Here is a 16,574-nt window from a genome sequence, read left to right as displayed (position 1 = left end):
CGGAGGACGACGGCTCCGGCCGGCGAGGCGAGGGCACCGCCGTCCCGCATCGACCCCACCTGAAGCGGTGACGATCCTTGCCTCGCCCCGCAGTCACCCGTCAGAATGGTGATGTGAATCTTGATCATGTCTTCGTCTGCGGGCACCCGGCCCTCGACTTCGTGGCCACCCTACGGGCCCGGCGCTCGACCCGGTTCGAGATGTTCGTGACGCCCGAGCGGCTCAACGCCTGGTACCTGGAGTCCGGACTCGTGGACACGATCACGCCCGGCGAGGAGGACGACGTCCGGGCGGCGACGACGGTGCGCGAGGCCCTCTACCGGCTCGTCACCAACCGTCGTCTCGGTGAGGGGTTCGACCGGGAGGCCCTCGCCGTGCTCAACGGCGCCGCGCGCAGGACGCCCGCGACACCGCAGCTCACCCTGGGGGGCCGGCACACCGAGGCGACCCCTGAGCAGGCCCTGGCCACCGTCGCCCGGCAGGCCGTCGAACTGCTCAGCGGCCCGGACGTCCCCCTGCTGAAGGAGTGCGGCAACCCCGAGTGCACGCGCGTCTACATCGACCGCTCCCGGGGCATGCGACGCCAGTGGTGCGGCATGGAGTCCTGCGGCAACAAGATCAAGGCGGCCGCGTACCGGGCCCGCAGGAAGACGGCACCGGCGACGTCCGCGCACTGACGGAACCACTCGTTGCCGGCGGTGTCCTTGAAGGCGGCGAAGGTGCCGCAACCGGCCCGCTCCGGGTGGGCCTGAGGGGTGACGCCAGCTTGACAGACGCGTTCATCACCGGTCAAGGAGGTGACGCGGCAGGAAAGGGCACCGGAGAGGCCGTACTCGGAAGTCATGGGCGATGCGGACGGCGTCGTCCTCACCTCTGAACTCCCCCGCCACCCCCTCAATCGGCCAATGTGCCCTGGTGGAAGTACATGCGCCAGCCCGTCTCCGTCAGGCGCCACACGGAGCTGCGCCAGGCGCGGCGGCCCTGGTTGTCGGCGAAGTACGTCAGGTGGACGACGCCCGGGGCGAGGAGGACTCCGGCCATGCCGGTGACCTCGACCGGGGAGTCCGGGGAGACCGAGCCGCCGCTCGTGACCGTGAGGATCGACTCCGCGTCCCAGCGGCGGCCGGAGGCCCCGATCTCGGTGAACTCCGGGTCCAGCAGCTCCAGGACCCGCGCCGGCGAGGCGCGTACCTCGGGGTCGAGGAGCCGCAACTCCCCCTCGATGGCGGCTCGGACGGCCCGCTCGCTCTCATCCGTCATGGGGGAACCCTACGGACATGCCCCACCTGTCACATCAGTGCCGTGTTGAACGGACTCGGGGCGTCCTGACGGCGGATGAGGACCGTCAGTGGTCCAGGCGGTGCGGGTGGGCGGGGTAGACACCGAGGATGCGCACCTCGGAGGAGAAGAAGCGCAGTTCGTGCAGGGCGAGGGCGACCCGCTCCTCGTCGGGGTGGCCCTCGATCTCGACGTAGAAGCGGCTGGGATTGAGGCCCGCGCCCAGCTGGTAGCTCTCGATCTTGGTGAGGTTGACGCCACTGCTGGCGAACCCGCCGAGCGCCTTGTAGAGCGCGCTCGGGATGTTGCGCACGCAGAAGAACAGGCTCGTCATCGTCGGTTCCCCGGTGTGCGGGGCCAGTGCGGCCTCCCGGGACAGGACGACGAAGCGGGTGGTGTTGTCGGGGTCGTCCTCGACCTCGGAGCGCAGCACGTCCAGGCCGTAGAGCCGGGCCGCGGCGGGCGGGGCGAGCGCCGCGTGCCGCGGGTCGCGCAGCTCGGCCACCTCGCGCGCCGCTCCGGCGGTGTCGTCGCTGACGAGGGTGCGCCAGCCGCCCTCCCGCACGATCTTGCGGCACTGTCCGAGCGCGTGCACATGACTGCGTACGCACTCGACCTCCTCCAGGGTCGCGCCGGGCACGCCCATCAGGTCGAAGCGGATGGCGAGGAAGTACTCGGCGACGATGAACAGCCCGGACTCCGGCAGCAGATGGTGGACGTCCGCGACGCGGCCGGCCGCGGAGTTGTCCACCGGGATCACGGCCACGTCGGCGGTGCCCAGCGTCACGGCGTCCAGCGCCTGCTCGAAGCTGGTGCAGGGCATCCCCTCCGCCCCGGGGTAGAGGGCCGCGGCGGCGGTCGCCGAGTTGGATCCGGGTTCACCCTGGTATGCGGCGGTCGTCACCGTGGTCAGCCTTCCTGGAGGAGCTCCTGTCGCGGGCCGCGCACGCACTGTCGCGAACCGCACCCGTGAAGTATCGGGGAACGCGCGCCGCGGGCCGGAGGGTGCCCGGAGCGTGAGACGGGACGTGAGGCGCACGGGCACCGGTCGATGTGAAAAATCCGTGGGCGGTTCCTGAGATGCGGAAGGTTCCGTGTGTGAGCATGCACACCCGCTCCATGATTGCGTCATCCGCCCGGGCACGGCAGAGTGTTCCAACTGCCGGGCCCGGCAGGCGAATTACCTGCGGCCGTCGCGGCACGACCCTACGGACGAACCGGAAGGAAGACGCGTGAGCCCGATATCGGTACGGGGATTTGCGGCGGCCTCCGCCACCGCGGTCACCGCCGTCGGAAGCGTCGTCGGCATAGCCTCGGGCAGCAGCGCCCAGCCGGGCGGCGCGGAGGCGACGGCGGTCGGCGCCACGCTCCTCGCGGACATCCCCGCGGGTCAGCAGGCCCAGGTGCAGACCGAGTCCCTGACGCAGCAGGCCGACGCACAGGCCGTCCAGGCGGACGCGAGCGCCAAGAAGGAGGCCGAGGAGGCTGCCCGCAAGGCCGCCGCCCGGACCGCCGTGGCCAAGAAGGCGGATGCCGAGAAGGCCGCGAAGCAGGCCAAGGAGGCCAAGGAGCGCGCCGAGTCGAAGACCACCTCCGCCTCCTCCGGCTCTTCCGGCTCCTCCCAGGGCGGCGGCTCCTCCAACATCCCCGTCCAGAGCTCCTACACCACCGCGCAGATCAAGGCGATCGCCGCGCAGATCGTGCCGGGCGGCCAGCTCCAGTGCTTCAGCAACATCGTGGAGCGCGAGTCCGGCTGGAACTACCGGGCCGTGAACCCGAGTTCCGGCGCGTACGGCCTGATGCAGGCCCTGCCGGGCTCCAAGATGTCGTCCGTCGGCGCCGACTGGCAGACCAACCCGGCCACCCAGATCAAGTGGGGCCTCAACTACATGAACAGCGTCTACGGCAGCCCCTGCGACGCGTGGACGTACTGGCAGGCCAACCACGCCTACTGAGTCCCGCGGCGGCCCTCAGACGCCGAGCCGTCGGGTCAGGGGGCGGCGGGTGAGGAAGAGGGCCGCGCCGGTGGCGAGGGCGGCGGCGCCGAGGGCGAGGAAGTAGCCGGGGCCGGGCACATGGTCGCCGGAGGCCTTCAGGGCGTTGCCGCCGATGCCGCCGCCGAGGGCCCCGGAGAGCCAGAACAGGGCCACCATCCGGCTGACGAAGCCGGCCGGGGCGATCGCGGTGGCGGCGCTCATCCCGACCGGCCCGAAGGACACCTCCCCGGCTGCCAGCAGCAGGAAGGCCAGCAGCAGCCACAGCGGGGAGACCCGGGCGCCGTCGGATGCGAGTTCGGCGGCGACCGCGGTGACCAGGTAGGCGGCGGCCGTGGTGCCCATGCCGAGGGCGTACTTGACCGCGGTCGGCACCCGGTCGCCGGCCCGGGTCCACAGCCGGGCGAACAGTGGCGCCAGCAGCAGCACGCAGAACGGGATCGCCGCCTGGAACCAGCTGGCGGGCACGGTCCGGCCCAGGACCCGGCGGTCGGTGGCGTGCTTGGCGAACAGGGCGAAGGCGGAGCCGCTCTGCAGGAACAGCGCCCAGAACACGGCGGAGGCCGCGAAGAGCCAGACGTACGTGCGCACCCGGACGCGCTCGGCGGCGGTGAGCAGGGGGTTGCGCAGCAGCCGCCAGAAGCAGATCACCGGGGACACCACGCACAACAGGCCGATCAGCGCCATGAGATGGGCGAGCCGGAAGGTGCCGAGGGCGGCGTCGGTGCCGTAGCCGAGGACGGTGACGGCGGTCGCGGCGAGGGCGATGCGCAGGACGCGGGCGCGTTCGGCGGGCGGGGCGGGGAGTTCCGGGGCGGTACCGGTGGCGCCGAAGTGGCGGGAGCCGCGGACGTAGTGCGCCAGACCGGCGGCCATGCCGAGGGCGGCGGCGCCGAAGCCCAGATGCCAGTCGACGCCCTCGCCCAGGGCGCCCACGACGATCGGCGCGATCAGGGCGCTGACCTGGACGCTCATGTAGAACACGGCGAAGCCGGAGTCGCGTCCGGTGCGGTCGTCGCGGTCGTAGAAGGCACTCAGCAGACTCGCCATGTTGGGCTTGAGCAGTCCGGTGCCGCAGGCGACGAGCAGCAGGCCCGGGTAGAGGGAGCCGGTGACCGGCACGGCGATCGCCGCATGCCCGAGGGCGATCAGGACACCGCCGTGGAGGACGGCCCGGCGGGCACCGAGGATCCGGTCGCCGATCCAGCCGCCGGGTACGGAGGCCAGGAAGACGGCGGCCAGGTAGAGCCCGTACAGCAGCGCCGCGTCCCCGGAGGACATGCCGAGACCGCCGTGCCGGGTGTCCTCCGTCGCGTACAGCACGAGGATCGCGGTCATCCCGTAGAAGCTGAACCGCTCCCAGACGTCGGTGCCGAAGAGGGTCACGAACCAACGCGGGCGCGCGAGCGGGCCACCGGGGCGGGCCGGGGTGCCGGCCGGCCGGGAGCGCCGGTCGGCGGCGGACGGATGCGGCGGGGCGGTCACGGTGCCTCCCTGCGGGCGTGGGACGGGTGCAGGGCGAGATTCACCCGCCGCCGTCGACGACCGGTGGAGGACCTCTCGAGCGCGTTGGGGAGACACCGGACGCCTGCGACTGGCCGGTGCAGGACCTTTCGAGCCGCTGCGGGGAGACATGGCGCGGCGCCCGGCAGGGGGGAGCTGCCGGGCGCCGGGGGTGAGGGGAGCGGGGCGGACCGTGGGAGGCGGGCGGCGGGGGGATGCCGCCGGCGTTCGTCCCGGGGATCGGTCCGGCATCCGGCGCCGCCCGCGCTCGGGAGCCGTTCCCCTCACCCCTCCAGAGAACGCCCCGCTGCTCGGGTTCCGCTCGGATCCGGCTCATGCGGGAGCCCGGGCGCCGTCAGGGGCACCCGGGCTCCGTCTCAGGGGCGGCCGTAGCGGTGTCGTACGGCCGTCCGCGTCCGTCTCCTCGTCAGTCGTGCTTCTCGATGTCGACCTTCGGCAGGATCCGGTCCAGGCCCGCCGGGATCCACCAGGCGCGGCGGCCCATGAGCTGCAGCGCGGCGGGGACGATCAGGCAGCGGATGACGACGGCGTCGACGAAGACCGCGACCGCCATGCCGAACCCGAACTGCTGGAGCATCCGGTCCCCGCCGAGGATGAAGGCACCGAAGACGGCGACCATGATCGCGCCGGCGGCCAGGACGACCGAGCCGGTGTGGGCGAGGCCCTCGCGGATGGCGACCGAGGCGTCACGGGTGCGGTTCCACTCCTCACGGATGCGGGAGACCAGGAAGATCTCGTAGTCCATGGACAGCCCGAAGACGATCGCGAAGATCATGATGGGCAGGTAGGCCTCGATCGGGCCCGGCTCCAGGCCGAACATGCCCTTCTGGAAGACGAGCGTCATCGCGCCCAGCGCCGCCCCGATGCTCAGCAGGTTGAGCAGCGCCGCCTTGAGCGGCACCAGCACCGAGCGGAACACCATGACCAGGATGAGCAGCGACAGCCCGACCACGATGGCGATGAACAGCGGCATGCGGGCGGAGACGGTGTCGGCGTAGTCGATGACGGCCGTGGTGGAGCCGCCCACGAGGTAGTGGGCGCCGGTCCGCTGACGCAGTTTCACCAGGACGTCGTCGCGGAGGGTGTGCACCAGTCGCGTGGTGCGTTCGTCCTGCGGGGAGGTGGTGGGGAAGGCGATGACCGTGGAGACCTTGCCGTCCCGGGAGGGGATGGGTCCCGTCGCGGCGGCGAGGCCGTGGGTGGTGTTGAGGGTCTGGGAGAGGGTCGCGCCGGCCCTGGCGCCGCCCTCGGTGACCACGACCAGCGGGCCGTTGAAGCCGGGGCCGAAGCCGTCGGCGAGCAGGTCGTAGGCCTTGCGGCTGGTGGTCTTCGCGGGGTCGTTGCCCGCGTCGGCGAAACCGAGCCGCAGGTCGACCGCGGGCGCGGCGAGGGCGCCGAGCGCGGCCACCGCCAGCAGCAGGGCGACCAGCGGCCTGCGCTGCACCAGGCCCGCCCAGCGGCGCCAGCGCGCCCCGCCCTCGACCGGCTTGCCCTTCGCCTCGCGCCGCGCCGCCTTCGCGGTGAACTGGCGGGCGAACCGCTTGCCGAACAGGGCGAGCAGCGCGGGCAGCAGGGTGAGCGAGGCGAGCATGGTCACCAGCACGGTGAGGGCCACGGCGACCGCGGTGCCCTGCAGCGAGCCCAGCCCGAGGGCGACCAGTCCGAGCAGGGCCACGATGACCGTGCAGCCGGCGAAGAACACGGTGCGTCCCGCGAGGTCCAGCGCGCGTCGGCCCGCGTCCTCGGGTGACGCCCCGCGCACCAGCTCGGCCCGGTAGCGGGCGAAGATCAGCAGGGCGTAGTCGATGCCGACGCCGAGGCCGACGAGCATCATGATGTACGGCGTGTAGCTGGCGATCGTGAAGACGTGCGACAGCAGGATGATCACGCCGAGGGTGCTGCTGACCGCGAACACCGCGGTGATGACGGGCAGCCCGGCCGCGATGACCGTGCCGAACATCAGGCCGAGGATGACCAGCGCGGCGAGCATGCCGATGCCTTCGGCGGCGCCGCCCTGTGCCTCGCCGAGCTTGCGTGCCGCGTCACCGCCGAGTTCGACGCCCAGCGCGTCGGTGCGGGCGGCGCGGGCGGTGTCGTAGATCCGCTGGGTGTCCGCCTTGGCCATGTCCTCCGACTTGCCCTTGAGGACCACGGTGGCGTAGCCGACGGTGCCGTCCTTGGAGACGGCCTGCCGGTCGTCGTACGGGCTGCGCACCTGGGCGACCTTGGGCAGGCCCGACACCTTGCCGAGCATGGCCGTGACCCGGGCACGGGTGGCTGCGTCGCCGAGGCCCTGCCGGTCGTGCAGCACGATCTGGAGGCTGTCGCCGGCCTGGGCGGAGCCGTGGTCCTCCATGGTCTGCAGGGCCTGCTGGGTCTCGGTGCCGGGCAGGGAGAAGTCGTCGCGGTAGGCGTCGCCGACGGCGGAGGCCCCGCCCCAGACGGCGAACAGGACGACGCCCCACAGCAGCAGGGCGGTCCACCGGTGCCGTTGGGCGAAACCGGCGGTGCGCTCGAGGAGGGAGCGGCCGTGTGGGGGTGGTGGCGCGGTGGGGGTGGCGCCTCGGACCGGAGTAGTGGTCACCTTGCACTCCTTGGAGAGACAGTGCGCCCAGAGGTGTCACGGCACGCTCGGGGGCGGCTGGAGCCGCGCTGGAGCGGGCCGTGCCGTGACGGGGCGTCAGTCGTGGGTGTGGTGCGGGGGCTGGGGCTGGGACAGGTGCAGCACGCGCAGGACCCGTTCGCCGCTCTTCGGTACGGGGGCGTCGCTCCCGGCGTGCAGGAGCGTGCGCCGGGTGAGCGTCATCGTGGCGGGGTCGAGGTCGACGACGTGCGAGTGCACGGCCGGGTCGGCCAGCACGGCGTGGTGGCGTTCGGTCTCGGCCCGGACGGTGTCGCGCAGGTCGCTGACCGGGCCGAGCGGTTCGGTCGCGACGACCAGGTGGCCGGCGGGACCGGAGCCGAGGCCGCAGTGGAGGACGGTGCCGGTGCGGACGGGTACCGGGCCGAAGGCGGCGCACAGTCCCGCGTACTCGGCGCCGGTGAGGAAGCCGGCGAACTCGTGCGGGGCGGCCCAGACGTAGAACGGGGCGTAGCTGTTGTGCCCGCCGTCGCCGGCGTCCGTGACGCAGAACGCCTTCAGCAGCAGCCCGGTCCGCCGGTCCCAGGGGGCCGAGCGGTCCGCCACCCGTCGGGCGATGACGCTCATGTCGTAGTCGGCGGGCAGCGGGATCGAGTAGTGCGCGGTCAGCACGGACACGTCACCTCATCCGGGTCCTCGGTGTCCGGCGGCGGTTGCCGTCGGCGCCCGGAGTGTGGCGCCGCGCGCTGGAGCGGCGGTGGGGCGGGCGCTCAGGCCCGTGACTGCAGCCGCAGGGTCTCGGCGTGGAAGATCTCGTTGCCGCGGTTGGTGACGTCGAGCAGCAACTCCTGCTGCTCGGGGGTGAGTTCGGCGAGGAGCTTGCCGAGTGCGGCGCGGTAGTCGGTGAAGACGGTGTCGACGCGTTCGGCGAAGGCCTCGGGGATCGTCTCGACGATGACCCGCCTGCGGTCGCCCGCGTCCGGCCTGCGGCGGACGAATCCGGCCTTCTGCAGGCGGTCTATCACCGTGGTGATGGCGCCTCCCCGGCTCAGTCCGACCCGCTCGGCGAGCCGTCCGGGTGTCATCGGGCCTTCCAGGTCGAGCAGGCTCAGGCAGTTGAAGTCGGTGGCGTTGAGCCCGATCGACTGGGCGACCGCGGACTGGAAGAGGACCGTCCTGGCCGCCTGCACCCGCAGGGCCGTGGCCAGCGACATCAGGACGCCCAGGGAGCGGTCCTCTTCACTCTGCGGTCGCATCGTCGGGGTGCCTTTCTGCCGTCGGGTTCCGGCCAGCGTACTGGCGCGGGCCGTGATCCGTCCGTACGGCCGTGGCGGCTCAGGCGGCGCGCCGGGCACGGTCGACCCGCAGCCGGACGGCCCTGCTCGCGACCTCGAACAGCGGGCCGCTCGTCGGGAAGGGCTTGATGCGGGCGTTCTGGAAGCCGGCCACCAGCCAACGGCCGTCCCGGCGCTCCAGGACAAGCGTCTGCCGCGACAGCCGCTTGGGGGTGGCCTCCTTCTGCCAGGGGTAGAGGGCGGCGCCGGTGGAGACGACGACGGCGTGGTCCTCGCCGAGCCGGCGGACGCTCTCGATCTCGCCGGTCACCAGGCGGGTGCCGTAGAGCATCGTGCGGAACATCAGGTCGTGCATCTCGGCGATCTCCCGGCGGCCGTTCAGCAGGACGCCGTTGAACTGCACGTAGGTGGCGTCCGGGGTGAACAGCTCGCCGTAGCCGTGGCCGTCGGCGGCGTCCCAGCGGTCGGCGAGCGCGGCGAGGACGGCGCGGGCGTCGAGGTCGGTGGCGCGGGTCTCGTGGGTGGCGTTCATGTCGGTGCTCCTTCGGTCCGTGGCGGCCTGCTCTCACAGGTTCGCTCTGATTTCGTTCTTCTCTCTTTCCGTGTATCTCTAATTTAGAGAGAATCTGGGATGGGTGTCAACCCCTCCCCCGCATCCGGCCCGCCACCCGCGCTTGAGCGCCCGTCGAGGCGTCGTCAGGACCATCGGCGCACCGCTTCACGCAGCAGCACACGGACTTCCGGAAGAGGTGCATTGCCATCGACACGCACACGGAGCACTCGCAGCAGCCGACACCCAAGGGGCCGGGCGGGCGCCCGGCCTTCGTCGACGTGTTCACTCCCATCGCGGTGCGCGTGGCCGCCACGCTGCGCATCGCCGACCACATCGAGGCGGGCGCGCGCACCCGGGAGGAGCTGGCCGAGAAGACCTCGACCGACCCCGGTTCGCTGGGCCGGCTCCTGCGCTTCCTCGCCTGCCGCGACGTCTTCGGCGAGGACGAGCCGGGCGTGTACGGCCTGACGGCCACCTCGCGCCTGCTGCTGGACTCGCACCCCTCACGGATGCGGCACTGGCTGGACCTGGAGGGCGCCAGCGGCCGGATCGACCTGGCCGCCTGCGGCGGGCTGCTGCACGCGGTGCGCACCGGCGAGCCGGGGTACGACGCCGTCTTCGGGGTCCCGTTCTGGGACGACCTGGAGCGCCACCCCGAACTCACCGACTCCTTCAACGCGCAGATGGCCGCCGTCCAGGGCCGTCTCGCCCCCGAGGCGGCCGCCGCGCACCCCTGGCACGAGGCCCGCCGGATCGCCGACATCGGCGGCGGTACGGGCGCCCTGCTGGAGGCGATCCTGAAGACCGCGCCCGACACCCGCGGCACGCTCGTCGACCTGCCCGGCACGGTCGAGGGCGGCGCCGAACGGTTCGCGGCGGCCGGGCTCGCCGAGCGCGTCGAGGTGGTCGGGCAGTCCTTCTTCGACCCGCTGCCCGCGGGCGCCGACCTGTACCTGCTCAGCCAGATCCTGCACGACTGGGACGACAAGCAGTCCGTGGCGATCCTCGCCCGCTGCGCCGAGGCGCTGCCCGAGGGCGGCCGTGTCGTGGTCGTCGAGCGGGTCATCGCCGAGGACGCGGGCAAACAGCTCAACACCGAGTACGACCTGCGGATGCTGGTGTTCAACAAGGGCCGCGAGCGCACGGTGGAGGAATTCGCGGCGCTCGCCGCCGAGGCGGGGCTGCGGCTCGCGGGCGTGACGAAACTGCCCTCGCACCACTCGCTGCTCTTCTGGGAGCGGGCGTGAGCCGCGCCGCCGACACCGACCCGGAGGTGCTGGTCGTCGGCGCCGGGCCGGTCGGCCTGTGCACGGCGATCGAACTGGCCCGGCGGGGTGTGCGGGTACGGATCGTGGACCGGCGTGCCGAACCCCGCCGGGGCACCCGGGCCTGCACGGTGTGGCAGCGCACCCTGGAGGTCTTCGACCTCATGGGCCTGCCGGTCGCCGGCTACCTGGACTCCGGCGTCCCCTACACCCACCGCACCCACCACTTCGCCGGTCTGCCGCCGCTGGTGCGGCCCGCCGACCAGCCGGGTACGCCGTATCCGCGGCCCCTGCTGATCGGCCAGTCCGCCACCGAGGACATGCTCACCCGGCATCTGGCCGGGCTCGGCGTGCGCGTCGAGCGGGGCCTGACCGCGGTCGCCGTCGAGCAGGGCCCGGCGCGGGTCACGGTCCGTCTCTCCGGCGCCGACGGCGACGTGCACACCGTGCGGGCCGACTGGGTGGTGGGGGCGCAGGGCCCGCACAGCACGGTGCGCGACGAGATCGGGGCCGGCTGGGACAAACAGCCCTGCCCCGGCACCCAGTTGCTGCAGATCGACGCCCGCTGGACGGGCTCGCTGCCCGGCGATCCGGCGCACTGCCACCTCTTCCTGACCGAGGCCGGCTCGCTCGGCACGGCCCCGCTGCCGGACGGGCGCCACCGCTTCTACGCCGGTGTGGCCGACCCCGACCCGGCCCGCACCGGCGACCCGGACGTGGCGGAGGTGCTCGACGCCGTCCGCCGGGTCAGCGGCGTGTCCGACCTGGATTTCCACGACGGCCGTTTCAACTGGCGGGTGCGGCTCTACAACGCGGTGGCCGGCACGTACCGGGTCGGCCGCTGTCTGCTGGCCGGTGACAGCGCGCACACCGTGATGCCGGTGACCGCGCAGGGCATGAACACCGGGATCCAGGACGCGTTCAATCTGGGGTGGAAGCTGGCGGCGGTGGTCCAGGGCCGGGCCTCCGCGCGCCTTCTGGACACCTATGAGGCGGAACGCCGGCCGATCGCCCTGGGACTGGCCGAGCGCAACCGGCGCACCTACTGGGGCGGGGTCGGCCCGGTCCCGCCGTTCGAGCTGCTGCACTCCCGCCTCACCGACGCCGGGGCCGGCCACACGGGGCTCCCCTTGGCCTACCCCGAGAGCCCGCTCAGCGCGGGCACCCTCGGGCCTGCGGGCGCACCCGGCCCGGGCTCCCGGGTGCCGGACGTCCCGGCGCGGGGCGGCACGGAACGGCTGTTCCGGCTCCTGGGCCAAGGGGACTGGACGCTGCTGGCGTTCCCCGACGACCCGTCCGACCCGGCCTCGGCGGACGTGGCCGCCAAGTCGGCGTCGGCGGGAGCCCGGCGCGCCGGAATCCCGGTCCACCTGGTGACCACCGCCGGACGCGAGGCCGTCGAGGACACCTCGGGCACCCTGCGCACCACGCTCGGCGCGGAGACCGGCGCACTGCTGCTGATCCGCCCCGACGGCTACGTGGCGTTCCGCGGCGGCGTCCATGACGGGGCGGCCCTGGACCAGCACGTGGCGCTGGCGCTGGCCTGAGCGGGAGATCCGAGGGGCCCGTCCACCGGGTGGGGCGGGTCCCTCGGCGGCTGGGGTGGAACGCGAAGGGCACGGTCCAGCGGGCGGGACAGGCCCTTACCGCGGGCGGGACCGGCGGCCGCTACGGACGGCGAGGGCACGCAGCGGAGTCCGGGGAACGCCGGAGGGCCCGACCACCGGGTGGGGTGGACTTGTTGTCGCGTGCGCGGTCAGAAAGCCGCGGGGAACATGCCGCTAGTCATCGCCCCAGGCGGCGCGCACGACGACGAAGGCGCAACCCCAAGGGCCCGACCACCGGTGCTGGTGGGCGGGCCCCCTGTGTCGCGTGCGCGGTCAGAAAGCCACGGGGAACACACCGCCGTAGTCATCGCCCCAGGCGGCGGGCACGACGACGAAGGCGCAACCCCAAGGGCCCGACCACCGGTGCTGGTGGGCGGGCCCCTTTGCCGCGTGCGCGGTCAGAAAGCCACGGGGAACACGCCGCCGTAGTCATCGCCCCAGGCGGCGCGCAGGACGACGAAGGCGCAACCCCAAGGGCCCGACCACCGGTGCTGGTGGGTGGGCCCCCTGTGTCGCGTGCGCGGTCAGAAAGCCACGGGGAACACGCCGCCGTAGTCACCGGCCTTCGCTGCCAGCAGGACGGCGAGGGTGCGCAGGGGGGTGTGGTCGGTGGTCCGCAAGCGGGTCGGGGTGTCCGCGCAGCGGTCGCCGTGGCACAGGCCCGTGTGGGTCCAGGCGGTCAGGGCGTTTGTGCGGGGGCGCTCGATCCAGGTGCCGAGTACCGAGGCCTCGAAGGAGGGATCGGCGCCGGCGCGGTAGACCGCGGCGGTGACGCGTGCGGTTCGGGCCGTCTTCATCGCGCGGGTGCGCAGGCGCGGGTCGTGGCAGAGGTCGGCCGCGGCCGCGAGCCAGGCCGCCCGTACGAGCGAGCCGCCGGACCGTGCGGCCGCCGTACGCAGCGTGGAGCCCGCGGAGCACAGGGCGTGCCGGGCCGGTGTCGAGTCGCGGGCGTCCAGGGTGCTGAGCAGCAGACGCGCGTCGTCGGTCGCCTTGACACCCCGGAGCGTGGGGGTGGGCAGGCCTTTGTCCACGTCGTGAGTGACGGACGGGCCGAGGACTGCGGCGGTCTGACGCAGGTTCACCCGGTCCACCAGTACCGCCGTGTCGTACGGCGCCGGACGGGCCGCCCGGGGCAGCCACACCTCACGCACCTGACGGGCGAGCGGTCCGGCGAACTCGGCCACGCCGCCGACGGACCGGGCCGCCACCGCGACCGCCGCCGCCGATGCGCTGAGCGCCGACTCCCGGGCCTGCTCGGTCGGCCAGCCGGCCCGCGAGTGGGCGCCCGGCGCCGGGGCACGGACTGCGGAACAGCCCAGCCGCAGCGCCCAGTACGTGGCCTGCGGATCGCTCTGTGTGCCACCCGGCAGCGCGATGCCGCCGTCTCGCCGCACTCGCCCGTCACAGGTCGCGGGGTCGAAGCGGGGCAACCGCACGCCGAGCGGACCGGCCACGTCACGCAGGGCACCCTCGGACGCGAGCCGCACAGGATCGGCGCCCAGTCGGCCCAAGTCCCCCTCGGCAGCCCGCGCAAGCCGAGCCGCACGCTCCCGATCGACACCGGTCACCCGCAATGCGGCGGCGGTCTGCAGCACGGACACCACCTGGTCGGGGGCGACATCTGCGTGGCGGGCGGTGGAAAGGTCCGTCAGAGCGCGGGAGTTGGCCGCTCGCACCGGCCCCGGCACCGGCAGCCCGAGGCGGGTCAGGGTTCGTACCGCCACCGCCGTCGCGCCCGCGTCCGGTGTCCGGGCGGAGGGGGCCGTGCGGTAACTGCCGCCCGCGCGCAGGGACTCCAGGGTGTGGGCCACCTCCGTACGGTCGACCGTGCCGCCCGTCGTGAGCAGGGCGTCCACCGCCAGGTCGAGCTGGGCGACCGCGGGGAGGTTGGAGGAGTCGAGCCGGCCGCGTTCGGCGGCCGTCAGCCACAGCCTGAGCCGGCCGGGGTCGACCAGACGGCGCGGGTCCTGTCCCGACCGTGTGGCCAGCCGCAGCCGCCACGCGGTCTCGTACAGGGAGAACGGCGTGCCGGTGGCCGAGTCCGCGCCGTCCACGAAGTAGCCGTGCCGCCCGTCCGTGACCCAGGCGTCGCGCAGCAGTTGACGGGTGTCGACGCGCACGGCGGCCGGGGTCACGGCGTCCGGCTCGGGGGTGCCGGCGGGCCCGCACGCGGCGGCGACGGCGGTCAGCGCCGCCCAGCACACCAGCCGGGCCGCCAGTCGTGGGAGGGGCATCAGCGGTAGGCCCGGTCGCGGCTGGTCACGGTGTAGAAGGACGAGCCGAACTGGAAGGTGCCGGTGACCGAGTGGCTGATGCGGAACACGTTGGAGTAGTCGTCCTGGTTGGGCGGGTAGAACGCGACCTGGTCGTAGGCGTGTTCGCTGTACCAGTTGTTCTGGACGGTGGTGCTCCAGCTGGCCTGCGCCCCGCTGCCGCTGCTCGTCGTCCTGGCACCCTGCGGCGCCCCGACCACCCAGAAGGGCGCGCCGACGGAGCCGACGTCCCAGGTGTCGGTGTGCTGGACGCTGTCGGCGTTGAAGGGCCGCTCGCCGAGCCAGGCCACGTCGGAGGAGGTGTCGGTGAAGATGGCGTAGTACTCCATGAACGGCACCTTGACGAAGCTCGCGCCGGCCGCCTCGATGCCGCCCTTGCCGCCGGGGACGGTCACCCGCTTGCTCTTGGCGGACGTCAGCCAGGAGTCGCGGACGGGGAAGCCGGTCTGGTCGCCGTGTCCTCCCCCGCCGCCGGTGGAGGTGGGTGTCGGGGTCGGGTCGCTCGTCTGCCGCTCCCGCTCGCGCCGCAGTTCGTGCACGGCGTCGACGAGCGCCTGCTTGTCGTGGGCGGACGGGTCGGCCGTGAGCACCCGCCCGTGCGCGTTCTCCTCGACCACCACGGTGCCGGGCACCGTGGTGTCGGCCGCCGTGGATCCGGTGGCTCCGTGGGTGACGCCCACGCCGACCCCGACCAGTGTCAGGGCCGCGGTGGCGGCGAGCGCCGCCGTGCGCCGGCCGGCTGTGATCCCCATGGTGTGCTTCCCTCTCTGCGTGTGCTGCTGCTCGGGCGGTCGGTTCACGGCTGGTCGCGGTGGACGAAGACGTCCGGCCGGCCGTTGGTGTCCCCGGCCACGAGGTTCGTGGCGTACGAGGTGAACACCACGGCGTCGGCGTGCTGGTCGGCGTCGGGGAAGTAGCTCGCGGCGTCGGCCTGCTGTCCGTCGGTGCCGACGCTCACCCGGCGCAGTGTCGGGCCGGGCAGGTCGGCGACGAAGATGTCGCGTACGTCGTTGGTGTCGCCGGGCACCAGGTCGCCGCCGGCGGAGGCCATCGGGATGTGCTTGCCGTCGCCGCTGATGCTGGCCCAGAAGGTGCCGCCGGGCGCGGGCACGCCGTCGGCGCCCTTGTCGATGAGCTGCAGGGTGTTGTCGTCCAGGTCCTGCAGGTAGATGTGGTTGGCGCCGGTGGCGGGGCTGTCCGCGGTGAGGTTGGTGGCGTGCGAGTTCAGGACGACGTAGCGGTTGTCGTCGCTGATGGTGCCGCCGATGGTGATCTGGTCGGACTGGACGCCGGCCGTCGAGACGCTCAGCCGGGTGGTGCGGCCGGTCGCGGTGTCGTGCAGGAACTCGTCGACCTTCTTGTTGGTGTCGTCGGCCACCAGGTTGGTGGCGTTGGAGAAGAAGGTGACGTACCGGCCGTCGGCGCTGATCTGGGTGCCGTCGCTGGCCGCGTTGCCCGGGGTGCCGTCGGAGGCGGCGCTGGTGCGGACGACCTTGCCGCTGTTCATGTCGCGGACCACGGTGTCCCAGGTGCCCGAGGGGGTGCCCGGGACCAGGTTGCTCGCGGCGGTGGCGAAGGCCACGTACCGGCCGTCGGCGGAGAGCGTCGGGCGCATGCTGTCGCCGTTGCCGGGGGTGCCGTCGGCGGCGGCCGAGGCCAGCACGGTCGCGCCGGTGCGCAGGTCGGTGCGGTAGATGTGGGAGCGGCCGTCGCGGACCCCGCGGACGAGGTTGGTGGAGTCGGCGGAGTAGACCGCGTAGCGGCCGTCGGCGCTGATGATCGGGTCGATGCCGGTGCAGCCGTCGGACTCGGTGCCGTCCCAGCCGCGGTCGACGCGGACGGTGGTGCCGCGGTCGAGGTCGCGCAGGAACACGTCGGTGCAGTCGTTGCGGTCGCCGCGCACGAGGTTGCTCGCGTGCGAGGTGAACACGACCAGACGGCCGTCGGCGCTGATGGAGGCCCGCTCGCTGGGCCCGTTGGCCGGGCGGCCGCCGAGGCCGACACTGACCAGGACGGTCGTACCGCCGTCACCGGTGGCCCCGGTGGCGGGGCCGGGTGCGGCGGCCACCGCCACGAGTGCGAGCGCGGCGACCGGCAGCGCCCCCCGGATGGCCCTCGCGGGAGCCGTTCGGTCCTTTCTCATACTGCCCTCCTCGTGCCCTGCGCCCGGCGGCGCACGGTCGCGGAGAGGGTCACACCCGGGC

At 73.3% G+C, this 16,574-nt stretch carries 14 protein-coding genes; 4 read left to right on the top strand and 10 right to left on the bottom strand.

Annotated features, from left to right (window positions below; genetic code table 11):
• Positions 1-113 precede the first annotated feature (113 nt).
• Positions 114-677, top strand: coding sequence for a CGNR zinc finger domain-containing protein (locus tag ABZ453_RS26965; protein ID WP_359018527.1), 564 nt, complete (start codon positions 114-116; stop codon positions 675-677).
• A 217-nt stretch (positions 678-894) separates the two neighbouring features.
• Here ABZ453_RS26965 and ABZ453_RS26960 read toward each other — a convergent pair whose 3' ends face one another.
• A complete protein-coding gene (locus ABZ453_RS26960) occupies positions 895-1,260 on the bottom strand; it encodes a DUF4440 domain-containing protein (RefSeq protein ID WP_359018525.1) in 366 nt (121 codons plus the stop codon).
• An 85-nt stretch (positions 1,261-1,345) separates the two neighbouring features.
• On the bottom strand, positions 1,346-2,182 hold the full coding sequence (locus ABZ453_RS26955) for a prephenate dehydratase (protein WP_359018523.1): 837 nt from the start codon (positions 2,180-2,182) through the stop codon (positions 1,346-1,348).
• A 328-nt stretch (positions 2,183-2,510) separates the two neighbouring features.
• Here ABZ453_RS26955 and ABZ453_RS26950 point away from each other — a divergent pair, with 328 nt between their 5' ends.
• Entirely contained in the window at positions 2,511-3,233 is a 723-nt protein-coding gene (locus tag ABZ453_RS26950; RefSeq protein WP_359018521.1) for a transglycosylase SLT domain-containing protein, read from the top strand.
• Positions 3,234-3,248: 15 nt separating this feature from the next.
• Here ABZ453_RS26950 and ABZ453_RS26945 read toward each other — a convergent pair whose 3' ends face one another.
• The 5 genes from ABZ453_RS26945 to ABZ453_RS26925 form a co-directional block, all read right to left on the bottom strand.
• Positions 3,249-4,757: a peptide MFS transporter gene (locus tag ABZ453_RS26945; RefSeq protein ID WP_359018519.1), complete on the bottom strand. Its 1,509-nt coding sequence runs from the start codon at positions 4,755-4,757 to the stop codon at positions 3,249-3,251.
• A 445-nt stretch (positions 4,758-5,202) separates the two neighbouring features.
• Complete coding sequence (locus tag ABZ453_RS26940) at positions 5,203-7,380, bottom strand: MMPL family transporter (protein ID WP_359018517.1); 2,178 nt, start codon at positions 7,378-7,380, stop codon at positions 5,203-5,205.
• Positions 7,381-7,476: 96 nt separating this feature from the next.
• Entirely contained in the window at positions 7,477-8,055 is a 579-nt protein-coding gene (locus ABZ453_RS26935) for a DUF4865 family protein (RefSeq protein WP_359018515.1), read from the bottom strand.
• A 92-nt stretch (positions 8,056-8,147) separates the two neighbouring features.
• The gene (locus tag ABZ453_RS26930) at positions 8,148-8,633 is read right to left on the bottom strand and encodes a MarR family transcriptional regulator (RefSeq protein ID WP_133043057.1); all 486 of its coding nucleotides are present in this window, start codon (positions 8,631-8,633) and stop codon (positions 8,148-8,150) included.
• 79 nt (positions 8,634-8,712) lie between these two features.
• Positions 8,713-9,204: an SgcJ/EcaC family oxidoreductase gene (locus ABZ453_RS26925; RefSeq protein ID WP_359018512.1), complete on the bottom strand. Its 492-nt coding sequence runs from the start codon at positions 9,202-9,204 to the stop codon at positions 8,713-8,715.
• A gap of 299 nt (positions 9,205-9,503) precedes the next feature.
• Here ABZ453_RS26925 and ABZ453_RS26920 point away from each other — a divergent pair, with 299 nt between their 5' ends.
• Both ABZ453_RS26920 and ABZ453_RS26915 read left to right on the top strand, forming a co-directional pair.
• Positions 9,504-10,472: a methyltransferase gene (locus tag ABZ453_RS26920; RefSeq protein WP_359018510.1), complete on the top strand. Its 969-nt coding sequence runs from the start codon at positions 9,504-9,506 to the stop codon at positions 10,470-10,472.
• Positions 10,469-12,037 (top strand): FAD-dependent oxidoreductase, encoded by a 1,569-nt coding sequence (locus ABZ453_RS26915; RefSeq protein WP_359018508.1) that lies wholly within the window; start codon positions 10,469-10,471, stop codon positions 12,035-12,037. Before ABZ453_RS26920 ends, ABZ453_RS26915 begins: the two co-directional genes overlap by 4 nt.
• A gap of 584 nt (positions 12,038-12,621) precedes the next feature.
• Here ABZ453_RS26915 and ABZ453_RS26910 read toward each other — a convergent pair.
• The 3 genes from ABZ453_RS26910 to ABZ453_RS26900 are packed head-to-tail and all read right to left on the bottom strand — an operon-like array spanning position 12,622 to position 16,513.
• Positions 12,622-14,331: a hypothetical protein gene (locus ABZ453_RS26910; protein ID WP_359018506.1), complete on the bottom strand. Its 1,710-nt coding sequence runs from the start codon at positions 14,329-14,331 to the stop codon at positions 12,622-12,624.
• Positions 14,331-15,122, bottom strand: a complete 792-nt coding sequence (locus tag ABZ453_RS26905) for a hypothetical protein (protein ID WP_359018504.1) — start codon at positions 15,120-15,122, stop codon at positions 14,331-14,333. Before ABZ453_RS26905 ends, ABZ453_RS26910 begins: the two co-directional genes overlap by 1 nt.
• Positions 15,123-15,166: 44 nt before the next feature.
• Positions 15,167-16,513, bottom strand: a complete 1,347-nt coding sequence (locus ABZ453_RS26900; RefSeq protein WP_359018502.1) for a hypothetical protein — start codon at positions 16,511-16,513, stop codon at positions 15,167-15,169.
• Between the last annotated feature and the right edge of the window lie 61 nt (positions 16,514-16,574).

The sequence above is a fragment of the Streptomyces sp. NPDC005799 genome (assembly GCF_040630525.1).
In the GTDB taxonomy this organism is placed as follows: domain Bacteria; phylum Actinomycetota; class Actinomycetes; order Streptomycetales; family Streptomycetaceae; genus Streptomyces; species Streptomyces griseorubiginosus_B.
Note: the sequence above shows the minus strand (reverse complement) of the source record. Positions and strands in the feature narration are given on the sequence as shown.